The organism is Amycolatopsis magusensis (assembly GCF_017875555.1).
In the GTDB taxonomy this organism is placed as follows: Bacteria; Actinomycetota; Actinomycetes; order Mycobacteriales; family Pseudonocardiaceae; genus Amycolatopsis; species Amycolatopsis magusensis.
This window is the reverse complement of the sequence record NZ_JAGGMS010000001.1, coordinates 3,786,746-3,807,028: the sequence shown is the minus strand read 5'-3', so window position 1 is coordinate 3,807,028 and position 20,283 is coordinate 3,786,746. Positions and strand designations below refer to the sequence as shown.

Annotated in this window: 19 protein-coding genes; 12 read left to right on the top strand and 7 right to left on the bottom strand. The window is 71.7% G+C overall.

The annotated features are described in order from the left end of the window. The first annotated feature begins 29 nt into the window (after positions 1–29). A complete protein-coding gene (locus JOM49_RS16925; protein WP_209665238.1) occupies positions 30–563 on the top strand; it encodes an EF-hand domain-containing protein in 534 nt (177 codons plus the stop codon). Between the two features lie 57 nt (positions 564–620). Here the strand turns inward: JOM49_RS16925 and JOM49_RS16920 are convergent, their stop codons facing one another. Genes JOM49_RS16920 through JOM49_RS16895 form a run of 6 tightly spaced genes read right to left on the bottom strand, consistent with a single transcriptional unit; the run spans position 621 to position 6,044 of the window. Then, on the bottom strand, positions 621–1,019 hold the full coding sequence (locus JOM49_RS16920) for a DUF6917 domain-containing protein (protein WP_209665237.1): 399 nt from the start codon (positions 1,017–1,019) through the stop codon (positions 621–623). Then, complete coding sequence (locus tag JOM49_RS16915; protein WP_209665236.1) at positions 1,016–1,894, bottom strand: Gfo/Idh/MocA family protein; 879 nt, start codon at positions 1,892–1,894, stop codon at positions 1,016–1,018. The genes JOM49_RS16920 and JOM49_RS16915 overlap by 4 nt, the downstream gene beginning before the upstream one ends. Next, on the bottom strand, positions 1,891–2,943 hold the full coding sequence (locus tag JOM49_RS16910) for an Ldh family oxidoreductase (protein WP_209665235.1): 1,053 nt from the start codon (positions 2,941–2,943) through the stop codon (positions 1,891–1,893). The genes JOM49_RS16915 and JOM49_RS16910 overlap by 4 nt, the downstream gene beginning before the upstream one ends. Further along, positions 2,940–4,217 carry a M20/M25/M40 family metallo-hydrolase gene (locus tag JOM49_RS16905; protein ID WP_308158766.1) on the bottom strand — a complete coding sequence of 426 codons (1,278 nt, stop codon included), beginning with the start codon at positions 4,215–4,217 and terminating at the stop codon, positions 2,940–2,942. Before JOM49_RS16905 ends, JOM49_RS16910 begins: the two co-directional genes overlap by 4 nt. Beyond that, entirely contained in the window at positions 4,214–5,050 is an 837-nt protein-coding gene (locus JOM49_RS16900; protein ID WP_209665234.1) for a sugar phosphate isomerase/epimerase family protein, read from the bottom strand. Before JOM49_RS16900 ends, JOM49_RS16905 begins: the two co-directional genes overlap by 4 nt. Beyond that, a complete protein-coding gene (locus JOM49_RS16895) occupies positions 5,040–6,044 on the bottom strand; it encodes a Gfo/Idh/MocA family oxidoreductase (RefSeq protein ID WP_209665233.1) in 1,005 nt (334 codons plus the stop codon). Before JOM49_RS16895 ends, JOM49_RS16900 begins: the two co-directional genes overlap by 11 nt. A gap of 156 nt (positions 6,045–6,200) precedes the next feature. Here JOM49_RS16895 and JOM49_RS16890 point away from each other — a divergent pair, with 156 nt between their 5' ends. From JOM49_RS16890 to rnhA, 9 genes are read left to right on the top strand one after another with little or no spacing between them, the layout of a single operon-like run. Beyond that, positions 6,201–7,385: a DegT/DnrJ/EryC1/StrS family aminotransferase gene (locus JOM49_RS16890; RefSeq protein WP_308158765.1), complete on the top strand. Its 1,185-nt coding sequence runs from the start codon at positions 6,201–6,203 to the stop codon at positions 7,383–7,385. Beyond that, positions 7,382–8,527: a DegT/DnrJ/EryC1/StrS family aminotransferase gene (locus JOM49_RS16885; protein WP_209665232.1), complete on the top strand. Its 1,146-nt coding sequence runs from the start codon at positions 7,382–7,384 to the stop codon at positions 8,525–8,527. Before JOM49_RS16890 ends, JOM49_RS16885 begins: the two co-directional genes overlap by 4 nt. Then, positions 8,524–9,498: a UbiA family prenyltransferase gene (locus JOM49_RS16880; protein ID WP_209665231.1), complete on the top strand. Its 975-nt coding sequence runs from the start codon at positions 8,524–8,526 to the stop codon at positions 9,496–9,498. Before JOM49_RS16885 ends, JOM49_RS16880 begins: the two co-directional genes overlap by 4 nt. Next, the gene (locus tag JOM49_RS16875; RefSeq protein WP_209665230.1) at positions 9,495–10,829 is read left to right on the top strand and encodes a protoporphyrinogen/coproporphyrinogen oxidase; all 1,335 of its coding nucleotides are present in this window, start codon (positions 9,495–9,497) and stop codon (positions 10,827–10,829) included. The genes JOM49_RS16880 and JOM49_RS16875 overlap by 4 nt, the downstream gene beginning before the upstream one ends. Before the next feature lie 11 nt (positions 10,830–10,840). Then, complete coding sequence (locus JOM49_RS16870; RefSeq protein ID WP_209671254.1) at positions 10,841–12,400, top strand: class I adenylate-forming enzyme family protein; 1,560 nt, start codon at positions 10,841–10,843, stop codon at positions 12,398–12,400. Continuing rightward, a complete protein-coding gene (locus JOM49_RS16865) occupies positions 12,391–13,170 on the top strand; it encodes a class I SAM-dependent methyltransferase (protein ID WP_209665229.1) in 780 nt (259 codons plus the stop codon). The genes JOM49_RS16870 and JOM49_RS16865 overlap by 10 nt, the downstream gene beginning before the upstream one ends. After that, positions 13,170–14,636, top strand: a complete 1,467-nt coding sequence (locus JOM49_RS16860) for a CoA transferase (RefSeq protein ID WP_209665228.1) — start codon at positions 13,170–13,172, stop codon at positions 14,634–14,636. Before JOM49_RS16865 ends, JOM49_RS16860 begins: the two co-directional genes overlap by 1 nt. Continuing rightward, positions 14,633–16,072, top strand: a complete 1,440-nt coding sequence (locus JOM49_RS16855) for a class I adenylate-forming enzyme family protein (protein WP_209665227.1) — start codon at positions 14,633–14,635, stop codon at positions 16,070–16,072. Before JOM49_RS16860 ends, JOM49_RS16855 begins: the two co-directional genes overlap by 4 nt. Positions 16,073–16,092: 20 nt before the next feature. After that, a complete protein-coding gene (gene rnhA / locus JOM49_RS16850; RefSeq protein WP_209665226.1) occupies positions 16,093–16,545 on the top strand; it encodes a ribonuclease HI in 453 nt (150 codons plus the stop codon). On the opposite strand, the gene JOM49_RS16845 is transcribed toward rnhA, so the two are convergent. Beyond that, complete coding sequence (locus tag JOM49_RS16845; RefSeq protein WP_209665225.1) at positions 16,546–17,829, bottom strand: 3-hydroxybutyrate oligomer hydrolase family protein; 1,284 nt, start codon at positions 17,827–17,829, stop codon at positions 16,546–16,548. A gap of 119 nt (positions 17,830–17,948) precedes the next feature. On the opposite strand from JOM49_RS16845, the gene JOM49_RS16840 reads away from it, so the two are divergent. Together JOM49_RS16840 and JOM49_RS16835 are read left to right on the top strand one after the other, a co-directional pair. Continuing rightward, positions 17,949–18,881, top strand: a complete 933-nt coding sequence (locus JOM49_RS16840) for an extracellular catalytic domain type 1 short-chain-length polyhydroxyalkanoate depolymerase (protein ID WP_209665224.1) — start codon at positions 17,949–17,951, stop codon at positions 18,879–18,881. Positions 18,882–19,071: 190 nt separating this feature from the next. Next, positions 19,072–19,854, top strand: a complete 783-nt coding sequence (locus tag JOM49_RS16835; protein ID WP_209665223.1) for a class I SAM-dependent methyltransferase — start codon at positions 19,072–19,074, stop codon at positions 19,852–19,854. Positions 19,855–20,283: the final 429 nt, after the last annotated feature.

Below are 20,283 nucleotides of genomic sequence, written 5' to 3'. Positions count from 1 at the left end.
ATCAACCCGTGGTAGGGAAAGGGAAATTCATGACCACCGCTGTTGCTCAGGATCGGCTCACCCAGCGTTTCGAGAAGTGGGACACCAACGGGGACGGCACGCTCGAACTCGCCGACTTCCAGGAGGAGGCCCGCCGGATCTGCGAGGCCTTCGGCAGGCAGTCCTCGTCGACCGAGGGGCGGAACCTGGAGAACGCGCTCACCGGGATGTTCGAGTACCTCGCCACCCAGGCGGGCGTGGGCCGCAACGGCTCGCTCACGCAGGACCAGTTCCGCGCGGTGACCGAAAAGCTCATCTTCGAAGAGGGCGAAGCCAGCTTCAACCGCGTGATGCGCCCGGTGATCAAGGGCGTGATCGGCATGTGCGACACGAACCGGGACGGCCAGATCAACGGGGACGAGTTCGCCACCTGGCTGAGCGCGGTGGGCGTGGACCGGAGCGAAGCCCGCTCGGCCTTCGACGAGATCGACACCTCGGGTGACGGTCAGCTCTCCGCCGATGAACTGCTCGCCGCCGTGCGCAGCTTCCACTTCGGCAAGCTGAGCGTGCCCCTGCTGGGCTGATACGCGACACGAATGTGGCTTTCGGGGCGGATTCCGCCCCGAAAGCCACATTGGTGTTCAGGCCGGGCGGAAGGACACGGGGAGTTCCGGGGTCAGGCCGAGGTCGGCGCCGGTCACCACGTCGGCGCGGGTGATCAGGATGTTGTAGTGGTTGGGGAAGTGGCACGCGTCGAAGCCGAGCACGGTGCCGATGAGGGTGTCGCCGAGCCAGAACTCGTCACCGCGGTCGAGCACGCCCGCGCAGGAGATCTCGGCGAAACCGAGGAACCCCACCCGGTCGATCCGGGCGCCCGCCTCGGTTTCGCGGTGATCCGTGGTGACCAGCTCGTGCACCTCGCCCCGGCGGACGCAGCGGCTGGCATGGGGTTCGAGGCTCATCCCGCGTTCGTCCCGCCGGTGCAGCAGGACTTTCACCAGCACGCCGTCCACCTCGCGCTTGGGCCCGTTCTCTTTCACCGGAGCACCGGTTCACGGTGGTAGGTCGCGGCCACCAGTTCCAGCGCGGGCAGCCCGTGATCCGGTTCGCCGCCGAGGAACGCCGCCAGCACACCTTCGTACTCGTGCCACAGGGAGTTCTTGAAGCCGGTGAAGCCGTCGAGCAGGTCGGCCGTGTGCATGGTCCCGTCGGCCAGCTCGACAGCGACGTCCTTGGTCTCCCCCGGGCGCGACCAGTCCAGCTCGACCCGGGCCGGTGTGCCGTCGGCCGCGCGCAACCGGACCACCGCGAGGCGGTCGACCCCGGCGGCGTCCCGGGTGACCACGGCGTCCTCGACGCTCACCTCGCCGAGGAACATCCGGACGAGGTCGAACGCGTTGGGCCCGTTGTCGGCGACGCACCCGCCACCGCACCGGTCGATGTCGAGGTACCACGCGTCGTCGCCGACGTGCTCCTCGATCTTCTCCAGGTACCGCACCCGCAGCCCGGTGATCTTCGGCGACCCGACGAGAGATTCCCTGAGCGCCAGCACGTTCCGGTTGTAGCGCCGGTGGAACGCGGTGAACAGGCGGCCGCCGAGGCGGTTGAGCCGCCGTCCCGCTTCCACGTCGATCGCCAGCGGCTTCTCCACGCAGACCGGGAGCCCGGCGGCCAGCGCGTCCCGGCACAGCTGCTCGTGGGTGTCGTTCGGCGTGGTCACCACCACCGCGTCGACACGGTCGAACATGGCCGTGTGGTCGGTGAAGCACGCCACGCCACCCGCGAAGGGCGCCAGCGCCTCCGGCCGCAGATCGCAGACCGCGGCCAGCTCGGTCCCGGGATGGGCGGAGATCGCCGCCAGGTAGTACTTCGAAATGACGCCGAGCCCCGCCACGCCCAGCCGGACCGGCCTCACGGCGTGGCCAGGCCGAGTTCGGCGTGCAGGTGCGCGGGCAGGGGTATCCCGTCCCGCAGGTTCACCGCGGCCTGCTCGGCTTCCGCCCAGCCCGGGTACCGGACCGTGCCGGGGCAGTCCAGCACGGCGCCGAACATCGACCGCACGTCAGCCGCGAAGTCCGCGGCCTGGGGCGCGATGGCCAGTACGAAGAAGCCGATGTCGTCGTCCTGGCCGCGGTCGCCGGTCAGTGCCGCCGCGGCCGGGCCGTGACCGGCGCCCGACAGCGAAGCCGCCAGCAGTTCGACCACCAGTCCCAGCCCGAAACCCTTGAAGGCGCCCGTTTCCGGCGCCCCACCGAGCCACTGCAGGTGCGCGCGACCCTCGTCGAACGCACGGGGATCGGTGACCGGCGAGCCCTGGTCGTCGACCAGCCAGCCGGGCGGGATCGGCATGCCCTCCCGCGCCGCCGCGCGGATCCGGCCGGTGGGCACCACCGTGGTGCTCATGTCCAGCACGAACGGGTGCTCCGGCAACGCGGGCGCGGCCACGCTCAGCGGGTTCGTGCCGAGCAGCGGCAGGCTGCCGCCGGGCGGGCGCGCGATGCGCTGGTTGCCGCAGTTGCTCATCACCACGCCGACCAGGCCGTGGCGCGCCGCCCGCCGCGCGTGGAAACCCGCGCTCCCGAAGTGCGTGGCGCCACGCACCGAGACCAGGCCGATCCCGTGCCACTCCGCGCGTTCGATGGCCGAGTCCATCGCCTCCGCGGCCGCCCAGAGCCCGAGTGCCCGGTGCGCGTCGAAGACCGCGCACGCGCCGAGATCGCCGACCGCCTCCGGTTCGGCGTCCGCGGCGATCCGTTTCTGCTCGAACTGCTTGAGGTACAACGGATTCAGATTGGCCACCCCGTGTGAACCGAATCCGTGCAGGTCGGCGTAACACAGCGCTTCGGCCGCCAGCCGGGCCCGGTGCGCCGGCACCCCGCGCCGGGCGAACGCCTGCCTCACGTGGTCCAGCAGGTCGGCGTAGGGCACGCGGACGGTCGGCGGGGCCACCACTTCAGCGGTCATCGGGTTCCTTTCAACACGGGGGTTCGGGCGAAGGCGAGCAGGATGCGGGCGACGGCGGCGGCGAACTCCTCCAGTTCGGCGAGATCGGCGTACTCACCGGGGGCGTGCGCGTTGTTCTCCGCCAGCGAGCCGGGCCCGAACACCGCGGTGAACGCGCCGGGTACCCCGTCCATCCAGATCGCGTCGCAGGTGAAGGCCGGTTCTTCGGCGGCGTGCGGGGTCAGCCCGGCGTGCGCGGTGAGCAGGTTCTCCGCCCAGCGGTCACCGCCGTTGAGGCACGGCAGGCCGCGTTTGAGCCAGTCGAGCGTGGTGATCTCGGCGACGTCGGCGGCGGTCCGGGCGAACACCGGGCTGTCGCCGAACTTCCCGGCGAACTCCGTCAGCCCGTCGCGGAAGACCAGCTCGACCCGCGCCGCCAGGTCCTCGCCCTCGGCGGAGGATTCGTACGGCAGGTTCAGCAGCAGCTCACCGGTGCCGTACACCCGGTTGTGCTGGTCGCCGGTGTGCAGCCCGGCCACGCAGAAGCTGCCGCCGAGGCTCGCGGCGAAGTGCTGCGCGAGGAAACCCAGCAGCACGGTGGCGTTGTGCCCGGCTTCCGGCCGGTCGTCGATCGACCCCTGGCCGGTGACCCGGACGCGCGCGGTCATCGCGGCCGTCGCCCTGGTCAGGTACCGCAGGCCGGTGGGCTCGCAGAAGATGTTGACGCGGCCGTGGAACCCGGCCGCGACCAGCCGCCGGGTGCCGAGCGTGCCCAGCCCGCCACCCTCCTCACCGGACACCACCTGCAGGATCACCCCGATGTCGCGGCCGATCGGCGCGCCGGCCTGGATCGCGTGCCGGATCCCGGCCAGCAGCGCCACCGCCGGTCCCTTCGCGTCGATCGCGCCGCGCCCGGTGAACCGGTGGCCGTCGAAGCCCACCGGTTCCAGCCCGGCGACCGTGTCCAGGTGCACGTTGAACATGACCGTCGAGCCGAGCGGCAGGGCGCGTCCCAGGCGCAGCACGAGGCTGGGCTGCCCGGCGAGGAACCCGGGCGTGCCCGCGGCCTCCCGGACGGCGGCGGGCACGTCGTCGCGCAGGGCGTCCGCCGGCCGCGCGCAGTCGTGACGGGCCAGCCGGAACCCGATGGCCTGCGCGGCTTCGGCGTAGTCGGTCTGCGCCTGCCACAGCTGCGCGGCGGGTTCGCCCCCGCCGGCTTCGAGCGGGCTGACCGTCGGGGTCCGCAGCAGCCGCAGCAGCAGTTCGTGGTCGGACGGCAGCAGCAGCCCGGTCACCGCGGGATCTCCACGGCCAGCCGTTCCAGCGCGCGCCCGGCCGCGACGAACGAGTCGGCCGCGGTGTCCCCGGCGACTCTGCCCTGGTGCGGCACCGCGGTCAGGTGGGGTTCGAGCGAGAACGTGCCCCGGTACCCGTGGGCGAGCAGCAGCCGCAGCGAATCGGCCACGCGGGCCTCACCCCGTCCGGGGATGCAGTAGCGGGCTTCGCCGTCGACCAGCACCGCGTCCTTGACGTGCACATGGGCGACGTGGTCGACGATCTCGGCGAGCAGGTCGTGGCCGGAGTACCCGTGCGCGACCCCGTTGCCGGTGTCGTACAGCAGCCGCAGGTTGCCCACGGCCGCGAGCAGTTCGAGCATGCGGTCCGCGCTCGCACCCGCCCAGCCGGAGCAGTTCTCGTGCAGCAGCACCACGTCCGCCTCGGCGGCGCGCTCGGCCAGCCGCCGGATCCGGTCGAGCACCCGGTGACGCCATTCGTCCTCGGGCAGCTCGGCGTTCGGGTAGGACATGATCCGGACGAACCGGGTGTCCAGCGCCTCGCACCACTCGAGCAGCTCGTCCAGTTCGTGCAGCTCGCGGGCGAACGGCTCGGTGATCGGCCGCGCCCAGTTCCCGATCCGCGAATCCAGGCAGACCACCTCGACCCCGGCGTCGCGGATCGCGGACTCCACCCGCCGCAGTCCGTCGTGGCCCAGGTCCGCCAGCGCCCGGCCGTCCACGCTGCGCAGCTCCAGCTGCCGCCAGCCCAGCCGCCGGATCGCCGCGACCTGGGCCGGGAGTCTGGTGCCCGCCTCGTCACCGATCCCGGCGAAGGACAGCTCACGGCGCATGCGTCGCCACCAGCACCCGCCGGGCGCATCGCTCCTTCGCCTCGATCAGCAGCCGCGCGGCCCGCTCGTGCACTTCGACGTCCACCGGCAGCCCGTCGCGGAAGGCCCGGTAGGTCCGCAGGAAGAAGGTGGTCAGCGCGTCGTCGCGGAAGACCTCGCGCTCGATCCGGTCCGGGGCCACCACCTCCAGCTGCGCGTGGTCGTCTTCGGCGCTGAGCGGGTAGTGGCCGGTGATGATGCCGTGGTCCAGGCTGAGCGTGACGCTGCGCTCGCGGATCGGCGAGGTGAGGTCGGACCGCAGCCTGCTCGTCACCCCGCCCTCGTGCCGCAGGGTCAGCTGCGCGCTCCCGAGCCGCGGGATCGACCGGTCGCCGCAGGCCATGTCCGTCCACTCCGCGTCGACCAGTTCGGCCGGGCCGCCCAGCCGCAGCGCCACCGGTACCGCGTGCGGCAGCTCGACCTCGCAGGCGTTGGTGTGCCCGGAATTGGTCAGCGAGCGGTGGAACCGCGGTTTGTGCTGGTTCACCGTCAGCGACCGCAGCGCCCCGAATTCACCCGAGCGCACCAGCTTCGCCAGCCGCTCGGTCAGTCCGGCCACCAGCCAGGGCGCCACCACCGCCAACTGCAACCCGTACCGGCGGCGCAGCACCCCGATCCGGTCGAGTTCACGGCGGCCGGCGCCGAGCGGCTTCTCCACGATGATCTGCCGGAAACCGTTGCGCGCCAGTTCTTCGAGCACGGTGAGCCGGGAACCCGGCGGGGTGCACAGGTGCGCGACCGTCTTCGCGGGATCCACCCGGCCCATCGCCTCGGTGAGGCTGGCGGCCACCCGGACCCGCGGCAGGTGCCGGAGGTCGACCGGCCGGGGATCGTAGGCGATCAGGGGGTGTTCGGCGAACAACCCGGGCAGCCCGGACCCGCCGATCCGGGAAAGGACCGGCAGGTGCAGCGCGGCGCCGGCCCGGCCGAGTCCGAGCACCAGAGTTTGCAGCATGATTCTCCGTCGATCAGGGGAGCTGGTGCCGGTAATATCCGCCGGGCCGGGCCCGCAGTCGAGAAGTGGGCCGGGAAACCGACCGCAAAGAGTGAAAACCGGGCCGGTCACCATTCATCTCTTTTCGCCACCCCTCCGCTCCGCTACTTTCAGTGCGTGACCGTACAGCGGAGAGTGACCGCCGATCCGGGCGAGGAAATCCAGCGTGACGTGCGGTTCTTCGCGCAGAACACCACGTTCGAGCGACTGTGGCCCCAGATCCGCACCCGGGTCGGTGAGGTTTTCGCCAACGGGAAGTTCTCCCACGGCAAGCAGGTGGCTCAATTGGAGCAGCGGCTCCGCGAATACACCGGGGCCCAATACGTGGTGGGCGTGAACAGCGGGACCGACGCGCTGGTTCTTTTGCTGCGGGCGGCCGGGCTGAAAGCGGGCGACGGGGTGATCGTGCCCGCTTTCTCCTTCGTCGCCACCGCTTCCGCCGTGGTGCTCGCCGGTGGCGTCCCGCAGTTCGCCGACATCGATCCCGGCGACCACACGCTGGCCCCCGAGGCGATCGACGCCGCCGTCACCCCGGCCAGCCGGTTCGTGCTGCCCGCGCACCTGTTCACCGGCATGGCCGACATGACCGCGATCGGCGAGGTCGCCGCCCGGCACGGGCTGGTGGTGCTGGAGGACAGCGCCGAGGGCATCGGGATGAGCCGGCTCGGGGTCCACGCCGGACTGCACGGCCGGGGCGGGGTGCTGTCCTTCTTCCCGAGCAAGACCCTCGGCGCGCTCGGCGACGCGGGCGCGGTGCTCACCGACGACCCGGACATCGCCGGGCGCGTGGCCGCGCTGCGCCACCACGGCCGCGGCGGCCGCACCCTCGACCACTTCCCCGGCATCGCCACGGAGTCCGGGCTGATCGGTACCAACAGCAAGATGGACGACATCCAGGCCGCGGTCCTGCTGGCCAAGCTGACCTGCCTGGACGACGACATCGCGCGGCGGCGGGCGCTGGCCCTCGAATACGAGACCGGGCTCGCCGGTATCCAGGGCATCCGGCGCCGGCCGGTGCTCGGTCCCGGCGACGTCTGCTACGTCTACCTCGTCGAAGCCGACCGCCGCGACGAACTGGCCGCCTACCTGGCCGCCGCGGGCATCGGCACCGAGGTCTACTACCCCATTCCGCTGCACCGGCAGCCGTGCTTCGACTCCTACGGCCCGCACCCGGAGCTGCCGAACGCCGAGCAGGCCTGCACCCGCGCGCTGGCGCTCCCGCTCTACCCGGACCTCGAAGCGCGGGACGTGCACACCGTCTGCGCGCGGATCCGCCGGTTCTACGCCGAGGCGAGCGCATGAGCATCCCGTTCTTCCCGCCCGACCTGTTCGAGCAGGACCGCGAGGTGCTGCTCGACCTGCTCCACCGGATCGGCACGGCCGCCGACCAGCGGTTCATCCTCGGCGAGCACACCGCCCGCTTCGAACACCTGCTGCGCACCGAACTGCCCGCCGAGGACGTGATCACCTGCGCGACCGGCACCTCGGCGCTCACGCTCACCCTGCGCGCGATGGGCGTCGGCCCCGGCGACGAGGTGGTGGTGCCCGCGTTCGGCTGCGCGCCACTCGCCTCCACCGTCGCCGAACTCGGTGCCACGCCGGTGTTCACCGACATCCGGCCGCACACCATGGTCATCGACCCGGACCTGGCGGAAGCGGCGATCACCCCGCGCACCAAGGTGCTCGTGCCCGCTCACCTGTTCTCGATCATGGCCGACATGCCGCGGTTCACCGACCTCGGCCGGCGCCACGGCCTGCGCGTGCTGGAGGACTCCGCGGTCGCGCAGGGCGCCGCGCTCGGCGGCAAGCAGGCAGGCACCTGGGGCGACGCCGGGGTGTTCTCCTTCGTGCAGGTCAAGTCCTTCGGCATGCCGGGCGAGGGTGGCGCGGTGGTCACCGACGATGCCGAGCTCGCGCGGACCGTGCGGATGCTGCGCAACCACGGCCAGGACGGGCGGACCCGGTTCCTGCACCACCGCATCGGGTACAACAGCCGGTTCGACGAGATCCAGGCCGCCTTCCAGCTGCACCGGTTCGACGGGCTGGCCGCGCGGCTGGAACGCCGGGCCCAGATCGCCGACTACTACACCGCCCGCTTCGAATCCCTGGTGGACGCGGGTATCCAGCCGCCACCCGCCGGGCGCGACGGTCGCTGCTTCTACGTCTACACCCTGCTGGCCGACCGCCGGGACGAACTGCGGGCACACCTGCGGGCGCGGGGCATCGAGACGCACGTCTACTACCCGCTCCCCCTGCCGCACCAGCCCGCCTTCGCCCGGTTCGCCCCACCCGGGCAGCGCTGGCCGCGGGCGGAGTCGGCCGCCGCGCGCATCCTCTCGCTGCCGGTCCACCCGCAGCTCAGCGACGCCCAGGTCGAACTGATCGCCGACGCGGTCCACGCCTTCGCCCCGTCCCGCCCGCTCGTCCGCCAGGAGGCACGATGACCAGGAGCCAGGACCGGTTGCTCGCCCAGTGGCGGGCCGAACCGATCCGGGAGGGCAAGCTGCGCAGTTACGCGCGGCTCGCCAAGCTCGACGTCTACGACTACTACCTGAGCGGGTTCGTGGTGTTCACCGCGATCCTGGCCACCACCACGCAGTTCAGCGTCAGCGTGTTCCCGATGCTGCTGTGCTTCGTGGCGGGTGAGGTGTGTGTGCTGGCTTCGCTGGTCGCCTTCGACGACTACACCGGCTACACCGACGGCAGCGACATCGCCAACTACGGACCGGACGCGCCGCTGCGGCGCAAGCTCCGCAAGCCGCTGGTCGCGGGCACGCTGACGCCCGCGGAGGCGCTGCGGTTCGCCTGGGGCGCGGCGGCCGCGGCGGCGATCCTGTGGACCGCGGCCGTGCTGGCCGGTCCGTACAGTCCGATGTGGACGATCGGGCTGATGGTGGTCACCTTCGTCGTGTCGATCCAGTACTCCTACGGCGTCAAGCTGAGCTACCACGGGTTCCAGGAGCTGTTCCTGGCCGCGCTCGGCTGGGTGCTGGTGCTCGCGCCCTACGCACTGGCCACCGGCAGGCTGGATTCGTTCGTCCTGGTGCAGGCGCTGATCTTCGGCCTCGGGCCGCTGCTGTTCGGCGTCTACTCCAACACCAACGACATCGAAGGCGACCGGAGCGTCGGCCGGACCACCGTCGCGTCCACCGTTTCCCCGCGCGCCAACGCCCTGTTCGTCGGGGCGCTCTCGCTGGCCGAGTTCGCGATCGGCGCGATCGGCTCGCTGACCGGCGCGGCGCCGTGGTGGTTCGTGCTGGCGATGGCCCCGGCTTCGGTGTTCCGCGCGATGCAGTTCTACCGCGGGTTCCGCGCGGGCGACATCATGACCGCCCGCCGCATGGGCTTCCGCGTGCACCGCCTTTCGGTGCTGCTGATGGTGCTGGCGAACCTCATCGTGCTGGCCACCGCGTGAGCGCCGCACCGGACGTGGCCGTGGTCGGCGCCGGGATCGCCGGGCTGACCGTGGCACACGAACTACGGCGGGCCGGGCTGTCGGTGCGGGTCTTCGAGGCCTCCGGCGAGGTCGGCGGGCGGATGAAGAGCGTGCGCCAGGGCGGGTACACCATCGACACCGGCGCCGAGCAGATCTCCGCCGAGGGCTATCGCGCGACCTGGGAACTCCTGCGCCGGGCGGGCATCCCGGCGGCGGACGTGCCGTCGATCCGGCGTGCGGTCGGCGTCTGGCGCGACGGCCGCACGCACCTCACGCTCTCGCCCGAAAGTTCGGCGCTCAGCCTGCGTGCCCGCTGGGAGCTGAGCCGATTCCTGCTGCAGGCCAAGCGCCGTCGGCGGTCCTACGACACGGACCGCCCGGAGGCGACGCCGCTCGGGTCCGCCACGGTCGCCGAAGTCGCCCGCGGTCTTCACCGCGACCTGCACGACTACCTCTTCCAGCCGCTGAGCGCGAACTTCTTCGGCTGGCAGGCGGACAGATCCGCGATGGCGCCGCTGGCCTGCCTGATGCTGGCGGTCGGCCCGGCCACCGCGTGGCGCACCTACGCCGACGGCATGGACACGCTCGCCCGGAGCCTGGCCGCCCGGCTCGACGTCGAAACCGGGCACCCGGTCGAGCAGGTCACGACCGACGGCACGCACGCCCAGGTGACCACGGCGGCCGGGACCTTCCACGCGCGGGCGGCGGTGTTGTGCGTGCCCGCGCCGATCGCCGCGAAACTGCACGCCGACCCCGATCCGGCGGCGGCGTCGTTCCTCGGCGCGTGCTCGTTCACCCCGATGCTCAAGCTCAGCTGCCTGCTGGACCGGCCGCTCGGGCTGAAAGCGAGCCGCCCGACGTACGCGCTGCTCACCCCCGCCGCCGAGGAATCCGTGTTGTCCGGGGTGATCGTCGACCACGAGAAGCACGCCTCGCGGGTGCCCAGCGGCCGTGGCCTGGTGAGCCTGTGCGCGGCGCCCTCGGTGGCCGCCGAGCTGATCGACGCGCCGGAGGACGACATCGTGCCGCGCCTGCTCGGGGCCGGTGAACGGTTCCTGCCGGGGCTCGGCGAAGCCACCGGGGACACGCTGGTGCACCGGTTCCGGTACGGCCTGCCCGAAGCGACACCCGCCGCGCTGGCCCTGCGCGCCGCGTTCGAAGCACGCCCGATCGGCCCGGTGGACTACGCGGGCGACTGGGTTTCCCTGCGGCCGAGCAGCGAAGGCGCGATCCGTGCCGGAGCGCTGGCCGCGTCGAGGGTGCTGAGGCACCTGGGCCACAGCCGCGCCGGAGTGAAGGAGGCGGCGTGAGGCCGTACGACATGGGTGTGCTCTTCGACGAGTGCGCCGACCGGGGTTCCGGCACGCGGGTCCGGCTCGACCGGCCGTTCGACATCGCGCCGGACGGCGGCACCGACTACGGCGTCGGCGACCTCGCCACGCTGGTCACGGCCGCTTCGGGCTGGCTGGCGGCGATCGGCACCCAGCCCGGTGACCGGGTGGCGATCCTGAAACCCAACCACTGGGACTACGACCTGCTGGCCTGCGCGGCGATCCGGCTCGGCGCGGTGCCCGCGCAGCTCTCCGCGCACCTGCCCGCCGACTCGCTGGCCGCGTTGCTGCACCGGCTGAACCCGGCGGTACTGCTGACCACCACCGAATTCGCCACGCTCGGCAAGGCCTTCGCCGGCCGGGTGGTCACCCTGGACGGCCCGGAACGCGGCGTGGTCCACCTCGACCTGCTCCGCGGCCACCGCGCGCCACCGCCTCGCCGTCCACGCGAACACGACCCGCTGGTGATCAACCACACCTCCGGCACCACCGGCGTGCCCAAGCTCGTGGTGCACTCGACCTCGACGATCATCCGCAAGCTCGCCGGGCTGGAGTCGTTCCGGCTGCCCGCCATCGGCGTCCGCCGCGACGACACGCTCGCCAACGCCAGTTCCTACGCGCACGGCCGGACGTTCTGCTGGACGGCGAGCGTCTTCTGCCTGGCGCCCCGGCGGATCGTCATCCTCTCCGGCCAGGATCCCGACGAGGCGGACGTGCTGCTGCGCCGGTATCCGCCGACGTTCGTCGAGGCGCTGCCCGCCACCTTCGTCCGGTGGCGGCCGCTGCTGTCCCGATTGGACAACCCGTTCCGCGACGTCCGCTTCTTCCTGAGCACCTACGACGCCATGCACCCGCCGGTCATCCGCGACTACCTGCACGCGTCCCAGCGTCGTCGTCCACTGTGGATGCAGGGCTGGGGGCAGACCGAGACCGGCCCGATCACCTTCCGCTTCTTCACCAGGAAGTCACTGGCCGCCGAGCGGGAACGGCATCCGTCCACCCGGGACCTCGGGCGGGCGATCCCGGTGCGCACCCGGCTCAAGGTCGTCGATCCCGACACCTTCGACCCGGTACCCCGCGGCGAGCCCGGGCTGGTGCTCGCGCGCACCCCCGCACGCTGCCTCGGGTACATCGGGGAAAACCAGCGCTGGCAGGAGAAGCACACGCGGGGCTGGTGGAACACCGGCGACATCGCGGTCCGCCGGCGTGACGGCCGGGTGCTGCTGCTCGACCGCGAGGTCGACGCCACGCCCGGTCTCAGCTGCCTCGAGCTGGAGGACGTGCTGGAGGATCGGCTGCCCGCGGCGCTGGAGTGCGTGGTGCTGGCCGTGCCCGGCAAGGACCCGCTGCCGGTGGTGGTCACCGAAAGCGGCCGGATCGAGCAGGAGGACTGGGCGAACGCGGTGCACGACCTGCCCGCGTTGCAGCCGCCGCGGGTGCTCACCTGGGGCGAGATCCCCCGCACCGGCACCGGCAAGGTCCGGCGGCTGGCGTTGCTGACCACGCTCACCGGGTGCGCCGACACCCCGGGGACGGGCCGATGGACGTGAAAGCACCCGCGTACGTCTTCGGCGATCGCGCCGACGCGCTGCGCGAGCAGGCTCGTTGCCTCTCCGCCGCCTACGATCCGCTGACCATCGAAGGACTGACCGCCCTCGGCGTCGGGCCCGGCTGGCGGTGCCTGGAAATCGGGGCCGGTGGCGGGTCCATCGCACGCTGGCTGGCCGCTCGTACCGCGCCGACCGGGCGCGTGCTGGCCACCGACCTGCGCCTGGGCGAGCAGCCCGGCGCACCGGGGTTGTCCTGGCTGCGGCACGATGTGGTCACCGATCCCCTGCCCACGGCGGCCTTCGACCTGGTGCACGCGCGGCTGGTGCTGCGGCACCTGCCCCAGCGGCGGGCCGTGCTCCGGAAGCTGGCCGCCTCGCTCGAACCCGGTGGCTGGCTGCAGATCGACGAGTTCGACACCTCGTACGGCCACTGCCTACGAGGTGACGCCGAGGCGCTTTACCAGCAGTTCCTCGGCGCGGTGGCCACGGTGATGAACCGGGCCGGCGCCGACCGGACCTGGGGGCGGCAGGCCGTCGCGGCGCTGACCGAGGCCGGATTCACCGAGGTCACCGCCCGTCCGTCGCTCGAGGTGTGGAACGCGGAGTCGCCGGGGCTGCAGTTGCTGGTGCACCACACGCACCACCTCCGCGACGAACTGCTCGCGGCCGGCATGACCGCCCAGCAGCTCGCCGACGTGCGGGCGGTGATGACCGATCCGGAGTTCCTCGCCGTGTCGTGCCCGATGTTCGTGGTCCAGGGACGGCGGTGATGGCCGGGCCCACCCCGATGGCGCTCGAACCCGACTGCGAGATCGACTGGGCGGGCCCGGTGGCGCTGCCGCTGGCCGACGAACCCATGGTGCAGGCGGCGTGCGGGCTCATGCACGTCCACGGCCGCCGCTCCGGCCACCCCGAGCCGATCACCGTCGACTACGCCAGCACGGTGGCGAAGGTCTTCGCCCGTCAGGGCGCCTTGGCCGCCTCGATCGCCACCGCGCGCGGGCTCCCGTTGCGGTCGGTGCGGACGTCGGTGGCGCAGGCGGCGTTGCATTCGGTGGCGCAGTACCTGGCCGTCGCGACCACGGACGACGACTGGCGCGAGCTCCGCGGCACGGGCGGGCCGCCGTTCCTCACCGCCGACGGTGTGCGCGTGGAGATCGAGACGCTGAACGCCGAGGACTGGTGCCGGTTCTGGAGCAGGCTCGGCGCTTCCCGCGAGGCCATCCGGACGGGTTGGCCGCCGTTCCAGCAGCGCTTCGGCAGTGCGGTCTGCCCGCTGCCGGACGAACTCGCCTCCTGCGTGGCCGCGCGGCTGTTCCATTCGGTCGCCGTGGCCGGGGCGGCGACTGGGGTGAGCGTGGTGCAGGTCCGCGAGTGCGCCGGTGACCTGACCGGGCCGCCCTTCCGCATCACGCCACTGGGTGCGCCCGGCTCGGCGCTCCCGCCCGCGAGCGCCCGGCCACTGGACGGGCTGGTCGTCGTCGAGTCGACCCGGCGCGTGCAGGGGCCGCTGGCCGGGCACGTGCTGCGGCTGCTCGGCGCGGAGGTGATCCGGGTCGAGCCGCCGGGCGGTGATCCAGCGCGGTGGGTGCCACCGATCGCGGGTGACTGCTCGGCGCGTTTCCTCGCGCTGAACCGAGGAAAGTCCGCGGTGGACCTCGACCTGGCGACCTCCGCCGGGCGCGCCGATCTGCTCGAATTGCTGACGCGTGCGCACGTGTTCCTGCACAACTGGGCTCCGGGCAAGGCCGCGCGGTGGAACCTGGACGCGGACCGGTTGCTGACCGTCCACCCCGGACTCGTCTACGCGTCCGCCAGTGGCTGGGGTGACGCGTTCGGCGATCGGGCGCCGCTGGGCACCGACTACCTCGTGCAGGCGCACAGCGGCCTCGCGGCGGCCCTGCGGCCATCGGGCGCGCCTTCGCTGATGACGTTGACCGACGTGCTCGGCGGGCTCGTCTGCGCCGAGGGGGTCCTGGCCGCGCTGCTCGACCGCGTCCGGACAGGACAGGGCGCCCGTGTCGATTCATCGCTTTATTCCGCCACTTCACTCATACCGCAGACTCGTCCACAGTGGACCGCTTCGGTCTCGGTCCGTGACGGTCGCTTGCACGGCACCGGCGAGCCGATCGAGGTGTGCACCGACCTCGCCGAACTGGCCGCCGACCCGCGCTTCGGCGCCGCGCTCGGCCACGACGGGTTCGCCTATCCGCTGCCGCCTTGGGAGTTCGCTTGACCGAGTGGGTGTCGAACACCGGCCTCCGCCTGCGTGACCTGGTCCCGGCCGAATGCCGCGCCGACTGGGTCCGCCGTGGCTTCTGCCCGGACCGGGACCTGTTCTCGCTGTTCGCCGACCACGCGGCAGCGCAGCCGGATCGCCCGGCGGTCATCGATTCCCGTGGCGTGCTCGACTACGCCGAGCTGCTGGGGCTGGTCGAACGAGCCGCGGCGGGTCTGCACCGGGCGGGCTTCGGGCACCGGGACGTGGTCGGCATCCACCTGCCGAACGGCCGGGACGCGGTCGCGGTGGAACTGGCCGTCTACGCCCTGGGCGCGGTCGCCCTGCCCATTCCGCAGAGCTCGGGTGCACGAGATCTGCGCGCTCTACTGGAGAAAGCACGGGCTCGCGGGCTCATCACGGCGGTCCCGTACGCCTCCGGCTCCTGGCCACGGCCCTATCTGGACCCCGAGCACCCGGCGCGGTTCCTGGTGTCGTCCGGTTCGGAGGCCGAGCCGAAGATGGTGGCCTACTCGCACAACGCGTTCGCCGGTGGGCGGGCGAACTACGTGCGCGCACTGGGTCCGGGGCCGATGCGGAACCTGGTGCTGGTACCGCTGGCGTCCTCGTTCGGTTCGTGCGGCGTGCCGGTCGGGATCGCCGCGCTCGGGTCGACGCTGATCGTGCAGGACTCCTTCGACGCCGCGGGCGCGGTCCGCGCGATGACCACCCACCGGCCCACGCACGTGTTCGCCGTGCCGACGATGCTCGGCCGGATGACCGCCGTACCGGCCGGTTCGTGCGAGGAGCTGTCCGGATTGGACGCTCTGGTGGCCAGTGGTGCCGCCCTGCCAGGAAGTGTGCGGCGGGCGTGCGAAACGCGGTTCGGCCGCCGGGTGGTCGCCGTCTACGGCTCCTCCGACGGGGTCAACTGCCGTGACGGGGTACCGGATCCGGCGGTCGCCGGTATCCGGACCGTCGGCGGGGAGATCCAGGCACGCGGTCCGATGAGCCCGCTCTGCTACGTCGGCGCGCCCGAACTCGACGCGCGGTACCGAACCGCGGACGGCTGGGTGCGCACCGGCGACCTGGGCCGGATCGACGTCCGCGGCAGGCTCCACGTGCTCGGCAGGAAACGGCAGGTGGTCATCCGCGGTGGGTACAACATCAGCCCCGCCGAGGTGGAGGGCGAACTCGGCGCGCACCCGGCGATCGCCGAGGTCGCGTGCGTCGGCGTCCCGGACACCGACCTGGGCGAACGGCTGTGCGCCTGCGTGGTCCCCCGCGAAGGCGGCCTCACCCTGTCCGCGCTCACCGGCTTCCTCGAAGCCCGGGGCCTCGAACGCCGCAAACTACCGGAATCCCTGGTCCTGCTGCCGGAACTGCCCCTCGGTCCCACCGGCAAGATCTGCCGGACCTCGCTGCGGACCCTGGTGAGCGCTCACGGTCGGTAGCGGGCGGTAGGGTACCGGCCGTGGCAGAGCAGATCGTGGAGATCTACACCGATGGCGCGTGCAGCGGCAATCCCGGCCCCGGTGGCTGGGGCGCGGTGCTGCGGTACGGCTCCCACGAGAAGGAGCTCTACGGCGGCCAGGCGGAGTCCACCACGAACAACCGCATGGAGCTCACCGCGCCGATCCAGGCGCTGGAAAGCCTCAAGCGCCCGGTCGAGGTCCGGCTGTACACCGACAGCACCTACGTCCGCAACGGCATCACCTCGTGGCTGCCGCGCTGGAAGAGCAACGGCTGGCAGACCACGGGCAAGACCCCGGTGAAGAACGCCGACCTGTGGCAGCGGCTCGAGCAGGCCGCCGCCCGGCACCAGGTCGAGTGGCACTGGGTCAAGGGGCACGCCGGGCACCCGGAGAACGAGCGCGCCGACCGGCTCGCGGTCAAGGGCCTGGAAGAGGCCGTCGCCGCGGGTTGATCACAGCTCGCAGGTCGTGGCCAGGTCCACACCCGGTGTGCGCGGGACCGTCCGCGAGGGTGGCGGCCGGTGCCCGTCGAGCCAGTCCCCCATCGCTTCGAACGCGCTGAGGAAGCACGGGCCGATCGGACGCAGGCGATCCGGGTAGACGTCGTACAGGGCGTCGGCGTGGGTTCCGTCGGCGATGCGGTAGTACCGGTGGGGTGCGTTGTTCTTCTTCGCGGCGTCCGCGTACACGTCGGAATCGCGGCTGATCGGCAGGAGCGCGTCCAGGGTGCCGTGCAGGGTGATCAGCGGCTTGCCGAGGCGGCCGGTGAGCGACACGCGTTCGACCGCGCGGTGCACGCGTTGTGGTCGGCTCGCGTAGTCGTATCCGGCGTCGGAGCCGGCGTAGTCGGGGTCGAATTCGGTGCGGTAGATGCGCTGGGTCAGGCCCCAGTAGACCTGGTCGTGGTAGGGCCAGAGGAATTCGGAGCCGGGGGCGAAACCGGCGTCGAGAATGGCTTGGTGGGCGGCTTCGGAACCGGCGGAATAGGCCGGATAATTGCGGACGACGACTGGGAGGAAGGTGAACAGGTTCGGTCCGTCTTCGGTCCAGAGCGTGCCTTCCCAGTCGACACCGCCGTCGTAGAGCCAGGCGCGGTTCTCCAGTTGCCAGCGGACCAGGTAGCCGCCGTTGGAGATCCCGGCCATGAGCGTCCTTTGTGGAAACTTTCCGTACCGCTGGGCCACCGCGAGTTTCGCCGCCACGGTCAGCTGGGTGACCCGGTGGTGCCACTCGGCCACGGCGTCACCCGGACGCTTCCCGTCGGTGAAGAAGTCGACGCCGGTGTTGCCCTTGTCCGTGGCAGCGTAGGCGTAACCGGCCGCGAGCACGTGGTCGGCGATGGCGCGATCGTTGGCGTACTGCGCGCGGTTGCCCGGCGATCCGGCGACCACCAGCCCGCCGTTCCAGTGTTGCGGCAAGCGGAGCACGAACTGCGAGTCGTGCTGCCAGCCGTGGTTCTTGTTGGTGGTGGAGGAATCCGGGAAGTAGCCGTCGATCTGCGTGCCGGGGACCGCACCCGGGCGCGGCAGCCCGGCCGAGGTGAGGCCGGCCCAGTCGGCGGGCACGGTATGTCCTGTTGCGACGGTGCCGGTGGTGGTCAGGTCGGCCAGGCAGGCGCTGACCTGCTTGGCCGCGCCCGGCACGTGCGGCGCCACGCAGTCACCCGCCGCGGCGGCCGTGCCGGGCAGCAGTACGGTGGCCAGTAGGGCGCCGGCCAGCGCGAGTTTCGGCAGCATCCGGTGAAGGTAGGCCGCGTGTCCGGCTGTCGCCATGTCCGGCGGCCACACACTGCGGTGGGCGATTGTGTGCGCTCGACCGTCCTTCCGTGCGGTGGTGTTTTCGTATCGTGGGGAAGATGCGAACGCTGACGATCGCCTTGGCCCTGCTGGCAACGCTGCTGACGGGGGTCACCCCGGCTTCGGCGGCGAACATCGTGGAGGTGACCGGGTTCGGGAGCAACCCGGGTGCGTTGAAGATGTTCCGCTACCTCCCCGACGGACTCCCGGCCGGGCGGCCGATCGTGGTCGCGATGCACGGGTGCACCCAGGACGCCACCGGGTACGGCACCGGTAGCGGGTGGCGTGCACTGGCCGACAGCGGGAAGTTCAGCGTGGTGCTGCCGCAGCAACAGTCGGGGAACAACCTGAACAAGTGCTTCAACTGGTTCCAGGCCGGGGACACGACGCGGGGTTCGGGTGAGGCCGAGTCCATCGCGCAGATGGTGCGCCGCACGCAGGCGGACACCGGTGGCACCAGCGCCTACGCCACGGGGTTGTCCGCCGGTGGCGGGATGACCTCGGTGATGCTGGCGGCCTATCCGGACCTGTTCGCGGGCGGTGCCGTGGTCGCCGGGCTGCCGTACGCGTGTGCCGCCACGATGGTGGAGGCCTTCTCGTGCATGAACCCCGGCAAGGACCGCACGGCGGCGGCCTGGGGCTCCAGCGTGCGGTCGGCGAGCCCGCACCAGGGCCCGTGGCCGGTGGTCAGCCTGTGGCAGGGCACGGCGGACTACACCGTGGCCGCGGCGAACCAGCGGGAACTGGTGGAACAGTGGACGAACGTACACGGCGTCGCCGCCACCCCGAGCGAAACCGACTCGGTCGCCGGATACCCGCACGCCACCTACCGTGATGGTAATGGGCGGGCCGTGGTGGAAACGTACTCGCTCACGGGCATGGGGCACGGACAGCCGGTCGACCCGCCTACTTGCGGGACGGCGGGTGCGTACATCCTGGACGTCAATCTCTGCGCTGCCGGGAAGATCGCCGCATTCTGGGGTCTCGTCTGAGCGCCCCCTTACCCAGCCAGTCATGCTCACCTCCCGAAACACACACTCAGGAGGCCGAAGCACACACTCCCGCAGCCGAAATCCACGTTCGGGCAGTCGAAACCCACACTCGAGTAGCCGGAGGGACCGCATGCTCGACGCGCTCCGCGACGAAATCATCCCCGGGATGCAACACCGATAGGGTGAGCGCGTGGATGAAAACGAGCGGCTCCGTCACGCCTCGTCGTTCGGCGTCGCGGCGTCCGCATATGCCGAGCACCGCCCGGACTATGCGCGGGCCGCGGTGTGCTGGGCGCTCGACAAGCCGGCGTCCGGCCTGCGGGTGCTCGACCTCGGCGCCGGAACCGGCAAGCTGACCGCCACACTGGTCGCGGTGGGCGCCGACGTGACTGCGGTCGAGCCCGACCCAGCCATGCTGGCCGAGCTGCGCAGTGCACTGCCGGCGGTCGGTGCATTGCCGGGTAGCGCTGAGGCGATACCGCTGCCGGACGCGTCCATCGATGCTGTGCTGGCCGGCAACGCCATGCACTGGTTCGACATGGCCGTCGCGGGTCCCGAGATCGCCAGGGTCCTGGTGCCGGGCGGCATCCTGGCCGGCCTGTGGAACGTCCTGGACGACCGAGTCGACTGGGTTGCCGGGCTGGCGCGAGTCAGCGGAAGCGCAGCCATTGGCCCGCGTGACACACCCACCAGCTGGCGCGCCGAGACAGCCGACGCGCACCTGCCCAAGACGGGCGGGGCCGCCCGGTTCGGCTCGCCAGAGCAGGCCGAATTCCCGCACGGGCAGCGCCGCACCGCCGATTCCCTCGTTGCGACACTGGCAACGCGGGCGGGGATGCTTGTCATGCCGGAACAGGAACGAGAGGCCAGGCTCGGCCGGATCCGCGCCTTCCTTGCGAGTGAACCGGAGACCGCGCACGACGAGTTCACCCTCCCGATGCTGACCTGCGTGCTGCGCGTCCGGCGGCTGTGAAGGGTCCACATGAAGGAAAGGACTCGGCAGCGTCGATGTGATATTCGGCTACGCGAACACGGAGCACGCCTGCCTGAGTGCGTAACTCGGCTACCTGAAAGTAGAACTCGGGTGCCCGAGTGCGGGGTTCGGCTACCTGAACGTGGGGTTCGCGTGCGTGAGTGTGGAGTTCGGCTGCCTGAACGTGGAACTCGGGTACCCGAACGTGAGGTTCGACTGCGCGAGCGTGGGGTTCGGATGCAGGAGCGTGCGACTCGGCTTCCTGAACGTGGGGTTCGCGTGCGTGAGTGTGGAGTTCGGCTGCCTGAACGTGGGACTCGGGTGCCTGGGTGTGGGACTCGGGTGTTTGAACGTGGGGTTCGGGGGTTGGGGGCGGGGGTTGGGGAAGCGTTGGACAGGGGGTGGGGGCGGCGGTAGAGTTTTTGGGAG